This is a genomic window from Acetomicrobium sp., from assembly GCF_059026225.1.
The window spans coordinates 194,043-214,190 of the sequence record NZ_JBWQOQ010000008.1 but is presented as its reverse complement, the minus strand read 5'-3'; the positions used below and the strand labels follow the sequence as shown (position 1 = coordinate 214,190).

20 protein-coding genes and 1 other RNA gene are annotated in these 20,148 nt (G+C 44.0%); 5 read left to right on the top strand and 16 right to left on the bottom strand.

The window, feature by feature from the left end; all coding sequences use genetic code 11:
* Positions 1–16: 16 nt before the first annotated feature.
* The gene (locus tag AC5SXE_RS10795; RefSeq protein ID WP_303882243.1) at positions 17–700 is read left to right on the top strand and encodes a GntR family transcriptional regulator; all 684 of its coding nucleotides are present in this window, start codon (positions 17–19) and stop codon (positions 698–700) included.
* Positions 701–830: 130 nt separating this feature from the next.
* Positions 831–1,487: a YdcF family protein gene (locus AC5SXE_RS10790; protein WP_323721163.1), complete on the top strand. Its 657-nt coding sequence runs from the start codon at positions 831–833 to the stop codon at positions 1,485–1,487.
* Positions 1,488–1,526: 39 nt separating this feature from the next.
* Here AC5SXE_RS10790 and AC5SXE_RS10785 read toward each other — a convergent pair whose 3' ends face one another.
* The 16 genes from AC5SXE_RS10785 to AC5SXE_RS10710 form a co-directional block, all read right to left on the bottom strand.
* Positions 1,527–2,753, bottom strand: coding sequence for a replication-associated recombination protein A (locus AC5SXE_RS10785; protein ID WP_303882276.1), 1,227 nt, complete (start codon positions 2,751–2,753; stop codon positions 1,527–1,529).
* A 131-nt stretch (positions 2,754–2,884) separates the two neighbouring features.
* Positions 2,885–3,856: an HAD family hydrolase gene (locus tag AC5SXE_RS10780; protein ID WP_303882239.1), complete on the bottom strand. Its 972-nt coding sequence runs from the start codon at positions 3,854–3,856 to the stop codon at positions 2,885–2,887.
* 39 nt (positions 3,857–3,895) lie between these two features.
* A non-coding RNA gene (gene ssrS / locus AC5SXE_RS10775) (6S RNA) lies at positions 3,896–4,073 on the bottom strand.
* Positions 4,074–4,099: 26 nt separating this feature from the next.
* Positions 4,100–4,555 (bottom strand): hydrogenase maturation protease, encoded by a 456-nt coding sequence (locus AC5SXE_RS10770; protein WP_303882238.1) that lies wholly within the window; start codon positions 4,553–4,555, stop codon positions 4,100–4,102.
* Between the two features lie 6 nt (positions 4,556–4,561).
* Complete coding sequence (locus AC5SXE_RS10765) at positions 4,562–5,989, bottom strand: Ni/Fe hydrogenase subunit alpha (protein WP_303882237.1); 1,428 nt, start codon at positions 5,987–5,989, stop codon at positions 4,562–4,564.
* A gap of 20 nt (positions 5,990–6,009) precedes the next feature.
* The gene (locus tag AC5SXE_RS10760; RefSeq protein ID WP_303882236.1) at positions 6,010–6,549 is read right to left on the bottom strand and encodes an NADH-quinone oxidoreductase subunit B family protein; all 540 of its coding nucleotides are present in this window, start codon (positions 6,547–6,549) and stop codon (positions 6,010–6,012) included.
* A gap of 24 nt (positions 6,550–6,573) precedes the next feature.
* Entirely contained in the window at positions 6,574–8,652 is a 2,079-nt protein-coding gene (locus AC5SXE_RS10755; protein WP_303882234.1) for a molybdopterin-dependent oxidoreductase, read from the bottom strand.
* A gap of 21 nt (positions 8,653–8,673) precedes the next feature.
* The gene (gene nuoF / locus AC5SXE_RS10750) at positions 8,674–10,467 is read right to left on the bottom strand and encodes an NADH-quinone oxidoreductase subunit NuoF (protein ID WP_303882232.1); all 1,794 of its coding nucleotides are present in this window, start codon (positions 10,465–10,467) and stop codon (positions 8,674–8,676) included.
* A gap of 12 nt (positions 10,468–10,479) precedes the next feature.
* On the bottom strand, positions 10,480–10,851 hold the full coding sequence (locus AC5SXE_RS10745; protein ID WP_303882231.1) for a (2Fe-2S) ferredoxin domain-containing protein: 372 nt from the start codon (positions 10,849–10,851) through the stop codon (positions 10,480–10,482).
* Positions 10,838–11,416, bottom strand: a complete 579-nt coding sequence (locus AC5SXE_RS10740) for an ATP-binding protein (protein WP_303882230.1) — start codon at positions 11,414–11,416, stop codon at positions 10,838–10,840. Before AC5SXE_RS10740 ends, AC5SXE_RS10745 begins: the two co-directional genes overlap by 14 nt.
* 6 nt (positions 11,417–11,422) lie before the next feature.
* Positions 11,423–11,899: an NADH-quinone oxidoreductase subunit NuoE gene (gene nuoE, locus AC5SXE_RS10735; RefSeq protein ID WP_303882274.1), complete on the bottom strand. Its 477-nt coding sequence runs from the start codon at positions 11,897–11,899 to the stop codon at positions 11,423–11,425.
* 89 nt (positions 11,900–11,988) lie between these two features.
* Positions 11,989–12,711, bottom strand: a complete 723-nt coding sequence (locus AC5SXE_RS10730; protein WP_303882228.1) for a PHP domain-containing protein — start codon at positions 12,709–12,711, stop codon at positions 11,989–11,991.
* 31 nt (positions 12,712–12,742) lie between these two features.
* Positions 12,743–13,078, bottom strand: coding sequence for a serine kinase (locus tag AC5SXE_RS10725; RefSeq protein ID WP_303882226.1), 336 nt, complete (start codon positions 13,076–13,078; stop codon positions 12,743–12,745).
* Positions 13,078–14,349: a [Fe-Fe] hydrogenase large subunit C-terminal domain-containing protein gene (locus AC5SXE_RS10720; RefSeq protein ID WP_433913053.1), complete on the bottom strand. Its 1,272-nt coding sequence runs from the start codon at positions 14,347–14,349 to the stop codon at positions 13,078–13,080. Before AC5SXE_RS10720 ends, AC5SXE_RS10725 begins: the two co-directional genes overlap by 1 nt.
* A 50-nt stretch (positions 14,350–14,399) precedes the next feature.
* On the bottom strand, positions 14,400–14,834 hold the full coding sequence (locus AC5SXE_RS10715) for an ATP-binding protein (RefSeq protein ID WP_303882223.1): 435 nt from the start codon (positions 14,832–14,834) through the stop codon (positions 14,400–14,402).
* A gap of 1 nt (position 14,835) precedes the next feature.
* Positions 14,836–15,201: a transcriptional regulator gene (locus AC5SXE_RS10710; protein ID WP_303882273.1), complete on the bottom strand. Its 366-nt coding sequence runs from the start codon at positions 15,199–15,201 to the stop codon at positions 14,836–14,838.
* A gap of 197 nt (positions 15,202–15,398) precedes the next feature.
* On the opposite strand from AC5SXE_RS10710, the gene glgP reads away from it, so the two are divergent.
* The 3 genes from glgP to glgC all read left to right on the top strand — a co-directional run bounded on the left by glgP (position 15,399) and on the right by glgC (position 20,148).
* On the top strand, positions 15,399–17,159 hold the full coding sequence (gene glgP, locus AC5SXE_RS10705) for an alpha-glucan family phosphorylase (RefSeq protein ID WP_303882222.1): 1,761 nt from the start codon (positions 15,399–15,401) through the stop codon (positions 17,157–17,159).
* A gap of 44 nt (positions 17,160–17,203) precedes the next feature.
* On the top strand, positions 17,204–18,700 hold the full coding sequence (glgA, locus tag AC5SXE_RS10700; RefSeq protein WP_310847797.1) for a glycogen synthase GlgA: 1,497 nt from the start codon (positions 17,204–17,206) through the stop codon (positions 18,698–18,700).
* 173 nt (positions 18,701–18,873) lie between these two features.
* Positions 18,874–20,148, top strand: a complete 1,275-nt coding sequence (gene glgC, locus AC5SXE_RS10695) for a glucose-1-phosphate adenylyltransferase (protein WP_303882220.1) — start codon at positions 18,874–18,876, stop codon at positions 20,146–20,148.

The following is a 20,148-nucleotide window of genomic DNA, read 5'->3' as shown; positions in this document are numbered from 1 at the left end:
GGAGGAAAAAGACTCAATGGCGAGCAATCCTTTAACACCAGCGGAAAGCACAGATTTAAGGCAGATAGTGTATAAAAAAATAAGAGATGCGATATTAAAGGGCATCATCAAACCGGGAGAAAAACTTTCCGAAGCGGAGCTAGCGCAAACGCTTGCTGTATCTCGAACTCCTATAAGGGAAGCGATAAGGCAGCTTGCACAGACTGGTATCGTTCAACTCGTTCCAAGAAAAGGCGCTTATGTGGCGCTCCCAACGGAAAAGGACGTTTACGACCTTTATGAAGTGAGGATTGCCCTGGAAACGATAGCCGTTAAAATTATGTGCAAAAATCCACCAAAGGAAGAAGAACTTATTCACTTTAAAGAATACTTCCTTTCCGTTGATCGAGACACAGATTCAAATGCCTTTTTAGAACAAGACACTGCCTTTCATTCTTTTTTGCACGAGTCTTGCGACAACCGTTTCTTAAACCAATTTTTGATGGAGGCCTTTGATCTGATCCAACTTTGTAGACATTACTCGATAGTAGGGGTTAATTTGAAGGAGTCCGCTATGGAACATGTAAAAATAATCGATGCCATCTTGGTGGGAAGGGAAGAGGAAGCGGCTCAGTTATTGCGAGTGCATTTACAGGGAGCACGAGACGTACTCTTGCTTTTTTTGAAAAGCAGTTCACAGATTTCCAATAAACTACCTTGACGAACATTTCATGACAACCATGTTTTTCGCCATTTATAAAATTATAGGGACTTTTGTAGTACCACCTGGAATATTCGTGATCCTTATCCTTGTTGCAGCATTATGGGCACTTAAGAGACCAAAAAAGCCTATGCTTTCTTTTTTTCTTTGCATGTTAGCATTAGGGCTTTATTTTATAAGCTTGCCTATCGCCGCAAGGATCACACTTAAACCATTGGAAATGTCAATTCAGCCATCATTACCTCAGGAGAAGACAATCATCGTCGTGCTTGGCGGAGGGCAACGTCGAACAAAAGATCTCCTTGAAGCCGATGTTTCACCTCATACCCTGGTGCGTTTAATCGGCGGACTAGAACTCGCAATCCAGTTTGATTGGCCAGTGATATTTTGTGGTGGATCATACTCAAAAGAGGTCCCAGAGGCTTTAACGATGGCAAAAAGAGCCAGAAGGCTCTTTCCTAATTTAACAATCTATGAGGAATCACAGTCGAGAACAACGTGGGAAAACTTAAAAAACGTATCTCCTCTTTTAAAATCCTTAAAACTCAATGACGCTGTCATTGTGACCCACGGCTATCACATGCCCAGAGCACTTATGACGGCCAAAAAAATGGTCCCCGAAATCAATTGGCATCCCTATCCGGTAGGGAAAATGACAGACGTCGCACCATTGTCTTTAATAGATTTCCTGCCCAATGCTTCCGATCTCCATGTCAACAGCTTAGCACTTAGAGAATACCTAGGGATCGTAGCATATAAAATCAAACTGTTGCTCAGCTGGACATAAAGAGAAATGATAAACGGGGGGAAATTAGTACAGCTTTCGTCACTTCTTTTGCGAGTATCCTTTCCAAAGCTGCTGTAATTTCTTGGAAATAACTCGTTCACGTCCTTGATCTCCAGGAAAGTAAAAACGCTTGAAGGTTGTCATATACTTTTGAAAAACCCAATGCCTGGGGTCATCATGAGGGTAAATATATCCTTCTCCATGAGATTTAAGATGCAAAGGAACTTCCTGAAGATCTCCTTTTTCTATTTCGTTCAAAGCTAGGTCAATGGCTTTATAAGCGCTGTTGCTTTTTTCGGCACAAGCGAGGTAAATAGCGCATTGTGACAATATTATTCGCGCTTCCGGCAACCCAACGTGGTCAACCGCGCTTGCCGTTGCATTTGCTAAGACAAGGGCGAAGGGGTCTGCTAATCCCACATCTTCAGAAGCAAAGATGAGCATCCTTCTCGCTATAAATCGCACATCTTCTCCACCGGCCAACATTCTTGCAAGCCAGTAAACAGCAGCGTCGGGATCAGAGCCTCGCATGCTCTTTATAAAAGCTGACACAATGTCATAATGCTGGTCTGAGGATTTATCGTACCGTTGTATAGACTTCGGAGATAACTCAACTATATCTTGAAGCGTTACAGTTATTTTACCTGATGCAACTATGGCAAGAACAATTGACTCGAAACGCAAAAGGGCTTGTCTCGCATCCCCGCCGGATGTTTGTGCTATAAACGATATAACCTCATCTTCTACTTTAAGATCAAACATGCCCATGCCTCTCTTTTTATCTTGCGCGGCCCTTTTTAAGAGACGTTCAAGATCCTCGGGCATGAGCGGTTTTAGTTCAAATACGAGAGCTCGCGAAAGGAGAGTCTTGTTTATTTCAAAATAGGGATTTTCCGTCGTCGTACCGACTAATATTAAATCTCCTCTTTCAACGGCAGGAAGCAAGGCATTTTGTTGTTGCTTATTGAAATGGTATATTTCATCGACGAACACTATGGCTGATTTTCCGACGTTTTTTTTCAAGTTTCTCGCTAAATCCACGACTTCCCTAAGCTGTGCCACTTTTGTGGTAACAGCATTCACTTCGAGAAGTTTTCTCCCCGTAACATTAGCCATGACCCTCACTAATGTAGTCTTTCCACTACCTGGTGGACCGTACAAAATGCAGTTTGGAACTTGACCTGCTTCGAGCAAGCGTCTTAAGGGTCTACCTTCGCCCAAAAGGTGGTTTTGCCCTACAAATTCCTCAAGATTCATGGGACGCATTCTCTCGGGTAAAGGCACTTCGAGGCATTCCTGAGCAGTGCGGGCTCGAACTTCGAATTCCCCTCCCTTTTTCTCCACAGGTTCTCGAACGAGGCCAAAGGAATCTCCGAAAAGTTCCTGTTGATTTTGACTCACTGGGGAACCAGCTCCTCGATAAGAGCCAGGTTTTCTTGTAAATTATCATTTAAAACCACAGCACTCTCGTCTTTAACTACTCTCGCCAATGGAAAACGCGACTTTAAAAAGTCCTCAACTACCCTTTCTAAGGGCTCCCATAAGTATCTAGGATCGACGTAGGGATATCTTCTCCAAACGTCTGCTTCAAGCCTTCCTTCACAAACACAGAACTTACCTACTCCCAAACCCGCCAGATGAGCTAAGATCTCAAAGTAGTTTTCTTTAGGGAGCCTAACAGCTAGGCCAAAAACACTTTCAAGCCATCTCCTACCCCTTTTTTCTATAACAGGCTGATACTCCCATGGAACCAAAGGGCACGGATTCTTTAATATGTCAACTAATTCAATGACATTAATACATGCTAAATCAGACCAAACGCTCCACGGTTCATCGGCTCTCATTACCAAAACAGCTCTCATGCTTGCTCTTCTTGCACCTACAATATCATATAAGTAATCCCCAATCACGACACATTGAGAAGCTTTTTTGCCCAGTAGCTCGGAGGCTTTCAAAAACACGCGAGGATCGGGTTTCAGCAAGCCGTCATCTCGCGTTATGACTATCGGGGGTAGCTTTATGGAGGCGACTTCGGCAGCAACTTCCACGCACTTCCTCGTATTGCGGCTGACCACAGCCCACGAAACGTTATGTTTTTCAAGCCAGGAAACCAACTCTAAAGCTCCATCGACTGGTTCCGCTCTTTTTGCTCCTTCCATCTCTATTGCTTCCACAGCCTCATAAAGCATCTTTCGCTTCATTTCAGGAAGCTTTGCGGCTTCCTCTAATATCATCACTTTCTTGTCGTCGAAAAAGCGTTCATAAATAGGAGAAAAGTCTAACCCCGTTTCGGCCAAAACTCCATCCCAATCGAGAATAAAACCTCTTTGATTAACGGGATGCCAATAGGGACTGTTAATGGGCTGCAAAATAACTCACCCCTACTTCATATCGTGCAAAACATATTGCAAAACCCCGCGATGCCGTGCTAAGAAGGCCTTGACCCGATCCTCACCAACTGGTGAGGCCTCCCCATCCTTAGCCTTGGTGACTCAAGGAGTCTCCTTAACCGGACAGGAGTCAGCCTCGATCGGATATTGTGTTGGCTCAAGGCTCTTCGCCATAACACGAACACCGCAGGGTTCCTGTAAGGATATTATAACACAAAAAACTTAGCATAGGTTGTCAACAAAATATTTTTTAAAGCTCTCTATTGCCTTATTCAATCTTTCCAAGCACAACTCACTCAACGAGTCGCCAAAATCAAAATTTGCGCCTGAAATTGTCACCATGATCATCTTGGGCATAGCGATGCTCATCTGCATCGCTATGTGTTTAACCCACCCTGGAGTACACGTATGAAGGTTGAGCCCATCGGTAGCAACGGAGGGTAAGACCTCGTATATTGCAAAGCCGTCAGGGTGCTCCTCGATGGTAGCATCTACAAAAACAGCAAGATCTCTCCCTTCTAGCTCCAGCACCACTTCTGGAAGCAACTGATGTCCAATCCAAGTAGTTACTTCATGCCCACTTTTCTCAAACCACTCAGCTATCGCACATGCCCCAACTGGTCCAACTCCATCGTCCATCCTAAAGGGGTTGCCGTAGCCCAATACGATCACATTCATAGAACGTCAATTCCTCGTAATCTCTTTAATTACCTCTCCAGATGATGCCACTAACTCCAATTTTAATGGCATCTTTCCGAGGGCATGAGTCGAACAAGACAAGCAAGGATCGTAGGCGCGGATAACATGCTCTAGTCTGTTGAATACACCCTCAGGTACATCCGTTCCCTTTATATGTTTTTTGGCAACCAACTCAACACCCTTGTTCATGGCATAATTATTATGACCGGTAGCCACAATCAGGTTGACCTTCTTGATAACGCCACTCTCATTAACCCAGTAATGATGAATTAACGTTCCTCTCGGAGCTTCAATGATACCAATCCCCTCTGGATTTATATTCTTGGACGTTATGCGAAGATCGCTTGAGATTATATCTGGGTCTGCCAACAATTGCTCAATGCGTTCCAAGCCATAAAGCACTTCGATCAACCTTGCATAGTGATAATATAAAGTATAAGGAACTACGCCATCTTCGCCCACTTCCTTAAATAGGGCGAACTCTTTAGATGCCTCTGGGGTATCGATTTCATCGGCAGCATTAAGTCTGGCAAGCGGTCCAACTCTATATGAACCATGAGGAAATCCCAAGGCCTTATAAAATGGGAACTTCAAATAGCTCCAAGGTTCCACATGTTCACCGATGTACTCCAAATAATCTTTGGGATGGAACTCATCTAAAATTCTACCTCTCGGAGCTTTGATGCGAATATCACCATCGTAGAGCTCGAGTTTACCATCTCGCACCAATCCCATATAAGCCGTATCAAGGGTTGCAAACTCCTTGACCTCGTCCTTCCCTTCTTCCAGATAGTCTTTGATAAGCTTAATAGCTTCTAAGGAAATTGGTTTCATTTCGAGAACCTGCGCAGCTATGCTATCGCGTTCTTGCGGAGTCAGGCTTCTATTCACACCGCCGGGAATACTGTGCCAGGGATGCACTTTTTTGCCGCCCAGAGTTTGAATTATCTCTTGGCCAAACTTGCGAAGCAGTATGCCTTTCTTTGCAAGTTCGGGATAGCGATCAACTAACCCCGCGACATTTCTTATTTTCACAGGAGCATCAAAACCCAATAAGATATCAGGGCTAGAGAGATGAAAAAAGCTCAAGGCGTGAGACTGAACGATTTGTGCCATATGCATGAGCTCTCGAAGTTTGTGAGCGGCAGGCGTTATAGTAACGCCCAAAATATCATCACATGCTTTCGCAGAAGCTAAGTGGTGAGATACTGGACAAATCCCGCATATTCTTGGGGTGATCACCGGCATCTCTCTAAAATCTCTTCCCTGTGTAAAAACCTCAAAACCCCTATATTGGGTCACATGGAAACGTGTTTCTTGAACTTCACCCGACTCATCTAACATTACGGTTATTTTTCCATGTCCTTCTATCCGAGTCACAGGATTTATTTCTAACTTAAAGACCTCAGTCATGTCCATTTCCTCCCCTTCCTCTAATCGTAACGCATCATTTCCGAGGGAACCTTAGGAATACGCCCAGCCAACAACTCTTTAAAGACGTAATATATGGTGTCTGCATCAGGAGGACAACCGGGCACATAAACATCAACTTTTACCTCATAGTCAATGGGCAAAGCCCTTTCAAGTAATTCCGGGACATCTTCATTTGGTATTACCCCTTCCGGGTTAACAGTGCTAGCCGTTTCGATATATCCTTCTCTTAATACCTCGTCCTTAGGTATAAAATTGCGCATGCAATTTATACCGCCAAAGACGGCACAATCACCCCAGGCAACTAAATATTTGCATCGCTCCCTCATCTTCTTAGCAAGCTCTACTTCCTCAACGTTGCCTAATCCGCCAGATAGCACTCCCACATCTATATCCGGAATATCTTTGGCATCTACGATGGGAGAAAAAACTATTTCGACTTTTTTAAATAAATCTATCAACCTCTCGTCTAAGTCGAGAAACGACATATGACATCCCGCACAAGCTTCCAGCCAAAAAGTAGCAACCTTCGTTTTAGCCATGGATTTCACCTCCAATGACACTAATTATAAAGAGACTATGCGAGCTTCATTGGCTCGTAGCTGTGATTTAAAGGCCTCTTCGTAAGCCGATATTTCGGGCCTTTCCAGCTTTACACCTAACTTCTTTGCGAACTCCTCCATTGCGTAATGCAGTGTTTTAACATCTTCCTTTGGAGGAACAATAGTATTGAGCTTTCTGCGTTCGCCTTCAATAGTACAATAGTGACCACTTCGCTCGTACCATGCTGGCGCCGGCAAAATAATATCAGCCAGATTAACCAAGGGTCTCACCTTGAAAGGTGTCTGCACGACTACAAACTTCGTAGCGGAAATGGCTGCTAATATCTCCTCTTCTTCCGGTACCATAGCGGTTGAAAAGACATACATGAAATCCCTTTTTTCGCGACCTACCCAAGGCTCTTCGCTTACAACCGTATTGCGGGCTCCCAGGCTATTTGCACTAACCAATAATGGCACGACTCCGAGTCCATCTTCGTAGAAAGCCCTTGATGCTACGGCAAGGTTGCAGGCAGCCGTGATTAATTCGTGGGATTTAGTTGCACGGCTTCCAAGGACAAAAATAGGCTTTCTTGCTGACAAGAGCATCATTGCCGTTTCTTCAACTATCTTCAGATCAAGACCCATGGCTTTAGCGCTTTCCTCAATGGAATCCCTATAGGAGGATAAAACGTTCTCTGCTCCGATCTCATACTCGCCAAAACCAGCCATCTCGGATGGTCCCGCATTTATCTTACTTATTGTTTCAGCTAAGTTTGAGAGAGCTTTAGGCATGGCTTGACCTTGTGGGAATTGGACATCTAGGTCCGTTAACCCAGGAAATGGAGAAGTTCCATGGGATAGATTTATTAGTTTTGCGTTTTTGTGAAGACAAGCCACGCGAATATAGCTTGCAACAACTGGGGCCTCCTTCTGTGGATCTGCGAACATCGTCACTATGAGATCGCTATCCAAGATATTGTGCGCTGCCGTGAAGGGACGCACTCCTTGTTCCCTAAAGGGCATGAACCCCTTAAAGAAACCGCGAATGACATCACCGTCAAAGGTATCTGTGTGCTTCATTTTTAAGGCATTTCTAAAAAGGGAAGAAAAGAGTGTGAGCTCTTCATCGGTACATAGACTTGATAAAATGGCACCTGCCTTTTCCCGATCGTAAGCTTTCTTGAACTCAGTTGAAGCTAAAGTCAAGGCTTCTTCCCATGTGGCTTCGCGGTAACTAGCGCCTTCACGAATCAAAGGAACGGTGACTCGCTCCCTCTCGGTCGACTCAGGCAACCACCATCGACCCATATAGCACAGCTGGCCTCCATCGGGCTCCTCGAGACCTGTTCCTTCGACTCTTACAATGCTACCCGTACGTACGTAAGCTTTTATCTTGCAACCTACGGCACATAAAGGACAAACGCTATCTACAATGGCATCACACTCGCTACGCCTTCCTCTGTAGGCAAACTCCCTGATGGTGATTGTGCCCGTGGGGCAAGATTGAGCGCAAGCGCCACAATTTACACAAGTATCGCTTTCCCGTAATTTTCTGCCCAAATCGGGTACGACCTTTGCTTGCCAACCCCTGTGTTCAAGGTCTAATGTGTGTGCTCCCACTATTTCCGAACAAGTCCTGATGCACCTTTGACACAAAATGCATCGATTATGGTCCATCATCAACTCGGGGTTTGTGGCATCTACTTCAAAATCGTAGTAAAGATAAGGAAATCTTACCGAATCCATTTCATGTTCTATGGCTAGAGCTTGCAACTCGCAATCTCCGCTTTGAGAGCAATACATGCAAAAATGATTTCTCCCAGCGAATAAAAGCTCTAGCACCTGACGCCTGTAATCCTTGAGCACGTCGTTTTGGGTAATCACCACCATGCCATCTTGAGCAGGTGTGGTGCATGAAGGTAGCATCTTGGGATTGCCTTCGAGTTGAACTACGCACATCCTACAAGCTCCTATGGGAGTCAACCCTTTTTGATAGCAAAGGGTCGGAATGTAAACATCGTTTTTGTTGGCAATATCCAATATGGTGTCTCCTTGAACTCCCTTGCATTCCTTGCCATCTATAATTAAAGTTATCTCTTTCATGCCAATATCCTCCTCCGCCGGCTATACTTTTCCGATAGCGCCAAATGGGCAAACTTGTATGCAAGTTCCGCATTTGATGCACTTTTCTTGATCGATGAAATAAGGAGTCTGTCGATCACCGCTAATGCAATTAACTGGACAATTTCTGGCACATAAGCCACACTTTCGGCATTTTTCCGGATCTACAACATATTTAATCAGCTTCGGACAGACTTTTGCAGGGCAACGTTTTTCTTCTATGTGCGCGAGATACTCGTCACGGAAATAGCGAATTGTGGTAATGACAGGATTTGGCGCGGTTTGTCCTAAACCACAAAGTGAAGTTTCTTTAACCACATAAGCTAGTTTTTCGAGCTTGTCTAAATCTTCCAGCGTCCCCTCACCATCGCATATCTTTTGCAACATGAGCAACATTTGCTTGGTACCCTCACGACAGGGAACGCATTTTCCACAAGACTCCCGCTGAGTGAACTCAAGGAAAAATTTAGAAACGTCAACCATACAGGTATCCTCATCCATAACGACCAAACCGCCAGATCCCATTATTGCTCCTGCGCCAGTAAGCGACTCATAGTCTATCGGCAAATCTAAGTGCTCTTTAGTTAAGCAACCGCCAGAAGGGCCACCTATTTGAACTGCTTTAAATTCTTTTCCGTTTAACAAGCCGCCCCCAAGCTCATATATGATTTCGCGAATTGTTATGCCCATCGGAACTTCTATGAGACCAGTGTTAGTTATCTTACCGGTAAGGGCAAAAATCTTGGTTCCCTTGGATTTTTCTGTTCCCATTGAGGAAAACCAATCCGCGCCATTTAGTATGATCCTGGGCACGTTAGCCCATGTCTCAACGTTATTGATGTTGGTGGGTTTGCCCCACAGACCCTGCTGCGCAGGAAATGGCGGCCTTGGACGAGGCATACCGCGTCGACCCTCGATCGAAGCCATTAGTCCCGTTTCTTCGCCACAAACGAAAGCTCCTGCCCCTTCTTTTAAGTGGAGGTGAAAGGAGAAGTTTGTGCCCATGATATTATCCCCGAGCAACCCCATCTCCTCAGCTTGAGCCATTGCGATCCTAAGCCTCTTAATAGCAAGTGGGTATTCTGCTCTACAGTAAATATATCCTTCGTCAGCTCCTATTGCATAGGCACCGATGGCCATCCCCTCGATGACGGAGTGAGGATCCCCTTCAAGCGTAGATCTATCCATAAAAGCACCAGGGTCTCCTTCGTCAGCATTACACACTATATATTTTTTGTCCCCTGTGGCTTTACGGGCAAACTCCCACTTTAGCCCCGTTGGAAACCCTGCTCCACCCCTTCCTCGCAAGCCGGACTTTTTGACTTCTTCTAAAACCTGCTCAGGAGTCATTTCGTACAATGCTTTACCCAATGCCATATAACCATCGCGCGCTATATATTCCTCAATTTTTTCGGGATCTATGTAGCCACAATTACTTAACACAACACGATGCTGTTTGCTATAAAAAGGTATGTCTCTGTAATAAGGAACCTTTTCCATATCTTCGGGAACAGTGTAAAGAAGTCGTGTCACTATTCGCCCCTTATACAGATGCTCTTCCACTATCTCAGCTACGTCTTCAGGAGTCACTCTACAGTAAAAAGCCCCTTCTGGATAAATGACGACAACCGGTCCCATTTCGCACATGCCATGACAACCGGTTTCTACAACCATGATCTCTCTATCTAAGCCTTTTTTGGCTAATTCATCCCTAAAGGCCTTCATCACGCTTGGGGATCCACCTGCGGTACACCCCGTTCCCCTACAAACCAATACGTGAGCACGATATATAGCCATAATCAATTCCCCCTAATCCGTTCTACCAACAACTTTATCCCAAACGACCTTACCATTAATCAAATGCTCTACGATAAGGCGTGGTACATCTTTCGGTTCAACGTTTCCGTAGGTTACTCTGGGCTCTCCAGGCCTTATAAAGTCAACCAATGGTTCGTATTGACACATCCCTATACAGCCAGTTGTCTCTACGGCAACATCTTTAATTTCCCGCCTAGCAAGTTCATTTAAAATAGCGCTCAAGACTTCTCTGGCACCTGCCGCTATACCACACGTACCCATTCCAACTATTATTTTCGTTTTACCGCCTGACCGTGCTGATGTTAGGTCCTTAGACTCTTCCCTAAGCTTTCTTAAATCCTCGAGACTCTTAATCTTGGGCAATACCATCGCCTCCTTTTTTTTCATGGAGCAAACTCATATTTTCCTGAATATATTCTTTAAGCCACAAAATAAATTTTGGTGACTTTAAAAGCTCTCTATCGCCTAAGTATTTTAGCAATTCTTCAAGGTCAAGCAAGAAAGCATTGCCATCAACCTCGTAACGAAAAATCCAGCAACACTCAGGCCATCCCATAATTAGCGTAGCGATCGTCGCCGCAACATCTCCAAGAGGTGGACAATCTATATGATCCTTCCTAAACCCAGCCTTAACAATAGTGCCTTTTCCCTTTTCAGAAGCAATTTCGAAAAAACCGTCACATGAGAGGGCTGCCTGTTTTAGAAAGGGGATTCCCAATCCAACCCTGCGCTCCTTTCTAGTGGTGGTAAAGGGATCCTCTACCTGCTTTAACAGGTCTTCGTCCATGCCACAGCCGTCATCACAGACGCATAAGCTTATCAGTTTCTTTTTACTGTCAATCTTAAGTTCTATTAAAACCCTGCTAGCCTTTGCTTTGACTGAGTTCTCTGCAATATCTAAAATATATTGAGAAAGATCTTCTAGCATTAAAACCTACTTGTATTTCTCCAAAATAGTCTTGATTTTGTCGGGAGTCAAGCGTCCATGGGTGTCTTCGTCTACCATCATTACCGGCGCAAGACCACAAGCACCCAGACAGGCCACCGGCTCAAGAGTAAAGCGCAAATCGTCGGTAGTTTCGTTTTCTTCAATGCCAAGCATTTGTTTAACTTTCTCTAAAATCTGTAAACTTCCTCTCACGTGACATGCTGTCCCTCGACATACGCGTATAACATGACGTCCCCTGGGCTTCAAATGAAACTGGGCATAAAAAGTTGCTACTCCATATACCTCAGCTTTCGGAATTTTCAACTCCTTAGAGACAGTAAGCAGGGCCTCTTCCGGCAAATAACCAAACTCTTTTTGCATTTCCTGCAATATCGGAATCAAACCCCCGCGTTGACCCTTCCAAGGGGTAACTATCTCCTTGGCCTTTTCTACGACATCAACAGTACTCAATGCCACTATCATCACCACCATTAGTATATATTTAATATAAATTGTCTCTTCCACCTTGTGACTGATATCATATTCTCAAAAAAGAGTCAAGGGCGCCCCAGTTATGACCAGGGCCACAAAACCTTCCTACCGCCGCTTTTATGTAATGCTAAAAGAATCTCATCAAAAGCAGGATGCTCCAAAATGACAGGGGTAGTATGTGCTTTTTTTATATCACTTAAGCGATGAGCATCGGAGGACTTTATAACGGTATAATTTGAAACGCTCTCCTTCCAGGAGATGGCTTCACGCGATGACAATCTAGCAGAAAATTCTACCGCATCGATCGCTAAGTTTGAAGGTATCATTCCAAGTATCGCTAAATACGAATAGGCAGGCCTGTCTACATGAGCAAGTATGGCCATTCCGCCCCTTCGCTTTACCTCTCCTATGACATCATCCGCAGAGGCATCCACGCCTTGTAACAAAAGAGTCTCAACTTCCTTCAATATGTTGTTTTCACCATCAATTACTATCTGAAAGCCAAATAACTCCGGGTCATTTTTTATAGGTGCTAGTCGTTCCCATACCCATTTTTGAAAGAGCAATGCTTCTTCGAAAGTAGAAAATACACACAAAGTGTGCACATCCTCGCGAGATTGCACCTCCAGGGCGGGTAAGACTATCAAAGGCTTATCTTTGGCGGCATCGATTACGGCTTTTGAGTTAGTTGTGGCGTTATGATCAGCGATAGCTATAATATCTATTTCCTCTTCTACGCATCTTTGAACTATTTCTTTGGCTCCCATTTCAAGTTCAGCACATGGAGATAGTACTGTATGCACATGCAGATCCATCCGATAAAGGCGCATATTTTTAATCTTTTACGCCAAGCTCATATAGTTTACCGCAAAGATTGAAAGCACCCAAATTTGAAGAAGCCAGAGCAATGTTTTCTTTTGCACAATTTTCGATTAGCTCTTGAAGTGGCTCACGTTCCGATGCCAATATTATAAACGGAATATCTTTTAAAACTGCAACGGCTGCAACGTTAACATGATTTTGAATGGTTACCCACACTGCCCCTTCTGGGGCAGTTCTCATAATAAAGCTTAAAAGATCACCCGCTACTCCTTGATACACCTCTTGGTCTCCATTGCCTTCGACATATACTTTCAAACCCAACTTTTCGCATATTTCTTTGATCCTCATCATTTTCCCTCCGGAGTCATCGTGTGTACCAACCTCTTTGAAAGCTCGTAAATTTCTCTAGATAGATCAGCAATCCGTGATTTTAACCTGAAAATACAATCATCCAACGAACCTTCGCCTCTGACTATGTCTTCTGCCATCACCCTGCAAGAAGGTCTTCCGCAGGTTCCACAATCAAGGTGGGGAAGCTCGGCGTAAACAGCATGCAACTGTTTAAGCTTTTCCATAGCCTTAACCAGATCTTCTCCCAGAGGCATCTGTTCTATGGGTACTATTTCATCTCGTAACATCCATACCTTGGCATGATAAAGAGCTTCTAGTTCTTTCTTGTATTGTTCAGTTATATTGAAAGACATTTTTACGTTATCAATTTTTATGCGGCTTAGAAATCGAGATTCAGCGTTTCCTATTCCGCCGATGCAACCGAGATCGCAAGCTCGTGCTTCAACGTAATCTATACCCCTTAGTTTTCCCAATTCCATCTCTTGGAAGAGACTAATCACGTTGCGTAGCCCGTCTACTTCGAGGGTTCTGACCGGTTGATTGGAGAATGCGCGAACATGCATCGATTCTCCGCCCGTTTTAGCCCATGCTATCCATCGCGGAGTTTCCGTAGAAGAATCAATCGTCACCTTTTTTGAGGGATCACCAGAACCAATTAATACCTCTCTAGCTAATTTTGAAGTTGAAATTACATATTCCGCGGAGCTAACGTCCCTTCCAACAGGGGAACGAACCATGGCGATGCGTGCTGGGCAAGGTGATACCAAAGTAACAGGCTCACGCTTTTTTGTCCTAGCCCTCCACAAGTCTATGCTCGTCTCAAGGGGATTTTCAACCGGGGCCAAATGAGGTATAAGTTCATGAAATTTAATCTGGATCAACCTCACTACAGCAGGACAGTAAGTAGAAATCAACGGTTTAGCCGTTTCTGGAGAGTTTTTAATCGCTCTGGCCGCCGCAACTGCTGCCACATCATAGGCTGCCTCGTATTCCTCGAATATGGGTTCAAGGCCCAATTCAAACAATGCGTGAGCTGTTAGACTAGGAATAGGAGGCCAGGAAAATTGAGCACAGAAACAAGGATCTGTTACCACCGCCATAGGACGTTTGCTTAAGATATAATCCCAATCATCATCCTCCGGCAGCAATGCTCGATGTGGACATCGCCTAAGGCATTCGCCGCAGGAAATGCAAATTTCACTCAATATGCGTATCTTTCCTTCTATGACCCTCATAGCCTCCGTAGGGCATGACTTGATGCAATTCACACAACCCCTACAAGAAGACTCCGCAATCTTTACCCCGTGAGCCAAGAAACTCACCGCCTTTTGTCAAGGTATATTACCGCACGCAACTTAGTGCCCTTCCCTGGAGCAGTGTCTATGTATAACTCATCTGAATTTTTCTTAATGTTCGGAAGGCCCATACCCGCTCCAAACCCCAATTCCCTTATGAAATCTGGTGCAGAGGAATATCCTTCCTTCATCGCCAACTCAAGGTCTTCAATTCCAGGGCCCTTGTCTTTAGCAATTATAGTCACCTTATCTTCCTCAACTTGAAGGCACATTACGCCTCCGCCTCCATGGATGACTATGTTCATTTCGGCTTCGTAGACCACTATTGCCGCCTTGCGACATATATCCGGGGGCAATCCTAAGGATTTCAGGGTTTCCTTGAAGTGTGTAGCTGTCTCGCCCGCAGCCAAGAAATCCAAAGGTTTAACTTGCAACTCTAACACTAAAGGTTCACTCAATCTAGTCCGACTCCTCGTCCAGGATAGTACACGATTTTAATCCAGCCTGATAAAGCAACCCGCAGGTTTCAAACATGCTTTTTTTACACAACAAGACAGGGATATCTAACTTCCTTGCAAGCGCTACTGCTTCTTCTAGCGGGCGTTTATTTCTTACGAAAATAATCCCTGTCATATCCAACATTGTCGCCGTCCTTATTATCTGTATGTTAGTCAAACCGGTTATCAAAAGCGAAGCGGCCAAGGCAAAAGCAAGCACATCGCTCATAAGATCGGATGCAAGGGCGTATTCCACTTCTTTTTCTAGGGCAGCAGTATCAAACAATCTACGTGCTCCCAACAAAGCCTCTATTTCAGATATTTTCATCATGTCTAACCCCCTGAAGGACGATTACAAAGTTACGATAATAACTATATCATATTATGGGATCTACATGTATTTCTTCAGAATAAAAATAGCATAAAAAATTTTTGTAGGATAATCGCGTGATATAATTTACTTTTAGTTGACGCATATAACTTCCTCGCATATCTCAAGCAGAGTGAAGGAGCGTGAAAAAACGGATGAGCGAGCTTTATGACAAAAGACCACTTACGTATCTAAATAAGGGCGTTGGTCCGTCCTTTGTTCAACTTATGGAAATGGAACCTGCATTTAGGACCATAGCGTATTTCTCGATGGAGATAGGAGTTAAGAAAGATATCCCCACCTATGCGGGAGGATTAGGAATTTTAGCAGGAGATGTGCTAAAAAGCGCTGCCGATCTGGGTGTTCCTATGGTAGGTATTACTCTTTTATACAAACATGGATATTTCAAACAACACATTAATGAAGAAGGCAGGCAAATCGAAGAACCCCATCCTCCATGGGATCCTGAGGACAAATTGTTTTTGCTTCCAAACGAAGTAAACGTCGAAATAGAAGGCAGGCCCGTATATGTCCGCGTTTGGGCCTACGGAGTTACGGGTCAAACGGGATATATTGTGCCCATTTTCTTTTTAGATACAGACCATGATAGAAATGCTCCAGAGGATAGAAGTTTGTCCTGGCACCTTTATGGAGGAGACTTGCGCTATAGGTTATGCCAGGAAATGATCTTGGGCATTGGAGGATTAAGAATTCTTCGAAGCCTTGGCTTTTACAACCTCAAAACTTTCCATCTGAACGAGGGACATGCCGGATTTCTTGCTCTTGAGTTGCTCCGAGAACAGGGATATGTGGACTTAAGAAAAATCAAAGAACAAGTGGTTTTTACTTCACACACACCCGTGGCAGCCGGTCATGATTATTTCCCCTTTGAGCTGGTAGAAAAGACGATGTCACCCGTGTTTGTCGATTATTTAAAGCAAATGATGCCAGATGGCGGAGTCTCCATGGTGGACTTTGGCCTTCGCTATAGCCGATATATAAATGCAGTGTCAAAAAAACACAGAGACGTCAGTAGAAAACTTTATAACACAGAAAACATCGATTACATAACCAATGGGGTACATTCGAACAGCTGGACATCTCCGAATATAAAAAAGCTTTTCGACAAACACATACCGAGTTGGAGAAACGACCCCTCCAGGTTGGTTTTGGCCGTAAAACTTCCTGGTAATGAGCTATGGGAAGCTCACCAGTCAAATAAAATGTTACTCCTCTCGAAAGTTTTAGAGAAAACAGGAATAAAGTTGGATCCTGAAATCCTTACAATTGGTTTTGCCCGTAGGGCGGTAGCTTACAAACGGGCGGATCTCATCTTTAAAGATATTAATCGATTAATTGACATTTGTTCGGGCAAGGTTCAACTAATATTTGCGGGCAAAGCTCACGCTTTAGATGAAGAGGGCAAATCTATGATCCAGCGCGTAATAAAGACCTCCAAGGAGCTATCTGATAAAATCCCCGTAGTATTCCTTGAAGATTACGACATGGAATTAGCAGCGTTACTCACGGCAGGAGTTGACGTCTGGTTAAATACGCCCCTAAGGCCTCGCGAAGCATCGGGAACCAGTGGAATGAAGTGCGCACATAACGGTGTGTTAAACCTATCCATATTGGACGGATGGTGGATAGAAGGATGGGTAGAGGACGTCACTGGATGGGCAATAGGGCCAGAACCCCGGGAGGTAGATCTGGTGTATTACGATGATACTAAGGACGCTGAGGTTTTATACGAGGTACTTGAACGAAAGGTAATTCCGCTGTACTATCAACATCATGATCGTTGGCTTTCGATGATGAAAAATTGCATTGCTTTAAATGCTAGCTATTTTAACACACATCGCGTAGTAAGGGAATACTGTGAAAAGGCTTACAATATACACCCGAGGTATTATTAAGTCATATTCAAAGGACTATTTAAGGGAGGTGGTGACTTTAAGGAATGAGTTTGTCATTCAGTAAAATAAAAGTTCTACATGTGGCTTCCGAGATGCATCCAATTGTGAAAAAAGGTGGCCTTGGTGATGTGATAGGCTCTCTGCCTAAAGCACAAAGGGAGCTGGGCGTAGACAGCAGAGTTTTGTTGCCTCTCTATCCAAACGTTAGTAACAACATCAAAGAAAAGTTAAAGAAGATATCACGTAAATTATACATACCACTGGAGTGGAGGGTATTTCCTGCATCTTTGTGGCGAACTGATATTCAAGGAGTGCCAGTCTACCTCCTGGATATCGAGGATGTTCCTTTTCCAGCCGAGATATATCCAAATCTCTTAAACATGGACTTGATAAAGCCTTTTTTTCTACTCTCCTTGGCCGCCATCGAATTCGAGAAGGCATCTCGATGGCGGCCTCAAATTCTTCATCTCCACGACTGGCCAACATCTTCAGTTGCAATAGCATTAAAATGGCATATGTATTACTCCTCCCTTTCTGGTCTATATGACACCGTTTTGACTATTCATAACTTAGCCCATCAGGGGATCATGCAGGAAACTGATTTGATATCTTGGGGAATTCCGAAAGAGGTCCACAACATTGAGGGGCTAGAGTATTACGGCATGACTAATCTTTTAAAAGGTGGAATTATAGCTTCGGATGCAGTGACCACGGTTTCTCCCAGATACTCATGGGAGATTCAAACCAAAGAGTACGGAATGGGTTTAGATGGCGTCTTAAAGCAGTATAGTAATAAGCTTAGAGGTATTCTAAACGGCATCGATTATTCCTATTGGAACCCTAAAACCGACCCCTTCATCCCCGCTCATTACGATGTAGAGGATATAGCTCCCAAAAGAAAATGTAGGGAGGAATTGCTATCGAGATGCGGATGGAGTGAAGATGGTTCACCAATTTTAATATATGTAGGCAGGTTGGCAGAACAGAAAGGCATTGACTTGATATTGCTCTCAATAGAGCCGATTGTTGGTCATGGATGTAAAATGATAATCCTCGGAGAAGGTAGCGAAATTTACGAGCGCACTCTAAAGAAAGCCTCTTTACAATTTCCAACAAATTTGTTCGTAAAAATAGGATATGACGAAGAGTTGGCCCATCTTATGTATGCGGGCGGTGACATGCTAATTATGCCGTCTTACTTCGAGCCCTGTGGACTAGCCCAACTAATAGCCATGAGATATGGAACAGTACCGATATGCAGGGCCACAGGTGGACTCGCTGACACAGTCATCGATGCCGATACTGCGTGTGACGGGACTGGTTTCCTATTTAGTTCCTATAGCAGCGAGGCTTTTCTGCACGCCATAGGAAGAGCACTTGGAGCATGGAATTCCACCAAACTTTGGAATCAAATTGTACAAAACTGTATGAGAGCCGATTTCTCTTGGTCCAGATCCTCACGAGAGTATGTAAACTTGTACCTCGAATTATTAGGAGTTCCAGAACACGAAGATAATGTAAAGCCAAATTTTAACGCTTAATAAAAAGCTAAATATACGGCCCTTAATGTTTTTGTTCCCTGTAAAGGAGATATGGTTTTTACCGAAATTTTAGTGTCTTTTATGTTTAATATTAAATAATGAAGTTGCTTTTAGTTTAATGTAATACTATAATTTAATCGATGCGGAAAGAACTATAAGCGGGGGTGACCTTTTTGATTTACGGAAAGTACGGAAGGGTGCTGGGCATAGTCCTTGCCGGAGGCCGAGGACAACGACTCTCCCCGTTGACCAGACATCGAGCAAAACCTGCAGTGCATTTCGCTGCTAAATACCGAATCATAGACTTTGCTCTTTCCAATTTAGTTAATAGTGGAGTGTTTTCCATCTACGTCCTCGTCCAGTTTCGCAGCCAATCGTTAAATGAGCACATCGAGAGGGGGTGGCAGTTCGGAGGAGCTCTAAGAGGGAGGGACTTTTTCATAACTGTCGTACCTGCACAAATGTGGACCGGGGAACACTGGTATAAGGGAACTGCCGATGCAGTTTTTCAAAATTTACATCTCATCACAATTTATAATGCTGATCGAATATGCGTATTTGCCGCTGACCACGTCTACAAGATGGACATCGAACAAATGATGGAAAAACACATTGAGAAAAAAGCGGATTGCACGGTAGCAGCTTATGAAGTCCCTGTGACAGAAGCGCATGCTTTTGGATGTCTTAAGACCGACGAAAGAGGCTTTGTCGCTGAATTCCTTGAAAAGCCGAAATGCCCGCCGGAAATAGCGGACAAACCTGGATTTAGCTTTATTTCAATGGGAAACTACATTTTTGAAAGAGAAATTTTAGAAGAAGTTTTGGTCGAAGATGCAAGTAACCCTGATAGCAGTCACGATTTTGGCAGAGATATACTTCCAGAACTTTGCAAAAAATATAAGGTTTTAGCTTACGATTTCCAGAGCAATGTTATTCCTGGAAACGATAAACCCTACTGGAGAGACGTGGGAACGATAAGAACATACTGGCAAGCACATATGGATATGCTAAACGAAAATGCAGATCTAAACTTATTCAACACTCAATGGCCAATAAGGACGGTTTCTTACGCTGACCCTCCAGGTCTTACTTTTTCGGTTAACAATTACTCAAGCCATATAGAGAACACTCTCAGGGCAGAGGGAAGCCAGATTTTGGGAGCGACTGTGAAAAGATCTATACTATCTAGAAACTGCATAATAAAACCAGGAGCAGTAATAGAGGAATGCATAATTGAGCGAAGCGTAGTCATCGGTGAGCGATGTAAGTTAAGAAGGGTTATCGTAGATGCTCAAAACATCATCCCCCCAGATACCAAAATAGGCTTCGATGAATCAGAGGATCGCGCCAGATATCACGTAGATCCTTCAGGGATAGTAGTGGTGCCGATGCCAGCGATACAACTTAGAGCAAAAGTTAAATTCCCCTATCCAGATTCTGGAATTTAG

Coding starts and splice junctions, on each gene's coding strand:
- AC5SXE_RS10785 (WP_303882276.1), bottom strand. CDS start 2,753: ATGCGTCCCATGAATCTTGAGGAATTTGTAGGGCAAAACCACCTTTTG.
- nuoE (WP_303882274.1), bottom strand. CDS start 11,899: ATGATAGTGGCATTGAGTACTGTTGATGTCGTAGAAAAGGCCAAGGAG.
- AC5SXE_RS10790 (WP_323721163.1), top strand. CDS start 831: ATGCTTTCTTTTTTTCTTTGCATGTTAGCATTAGGGCTTTATTTTATA.
- AC5SXE_RS10755 (WP_303882234.1), bottom strand. CDS start 8,652: ATGAAAGAGATAACTTTAATTATAGATGGCAAGGAATGCAAGGGAGTT.
- AC5SXE_RS10740 (WP_303882230.1), bottom strand. CDS start 11,416: ATGCTAGAAGATCTTTCTCAATATATTTTAGATATTGCAGAGAACTCA.
- AC5SXE_RS10795 (WP_303882243.1), top strand. CDS start 17: ATGGCGAGCAATCCTTTAACACCAGCGGAAAGCACAGATTTAAGGCAG.
- AC5SXE_RS10725 (WP_303882226.1), bottom strand. CDS start 13,078: ATGAGGATCAAAGAAATATGCGAAAAGTTGGGTTTGAAAGTATATGTC.
- AC5SXE_RS10770 (WP_303882238.1), bottom strand. CDS start 4,555: ATGAATGTGATCGTATTGGGCTACGGCAACCCCTTTAGGATGGACGAT.
- glgA (WP_310847797.1), top strand. CDS start 17,204: ATGAGTTTGTCATTCAGTAAAATAAAAGTTCTACATGTGGCTTCCGAG.
- AC5SXE_RS10765 (WP_303882237.1), bottom strand. CDS start 5,989: ATGACTGAGGTCTTTAAGTTAGAAATAAATCCTGTGACTCGGATAGAA.
- glgP (WP_303882222.1), top strand. CDS start 15,399: ATGAGCGAGCTTTATGACAAAAGACCACTTACGTATCTAAATAAGGGC.
- AC5SXE_RS10710 (WP_303882273.1), bottom strand. CDS start 15,201: ATGAAAATATCTGAAATAGAGGCTTTGTTGGGAGCACGTAGATTGTTT.
- nuoF (WP_303882232.1), bottom strand. CDS start 10,467: ATGGCTATATATCGTGCTCACGTATTGGTTTGTAGGGGAACGGGGTGT.
- AC5SXE_RS10760 (WP_303882236.1), bottom strand. CDS start 6,549: ATGGCTAAAACGAAGGTTGCTACTTTTTGGCTGGAAGCTTGTGCGGGA.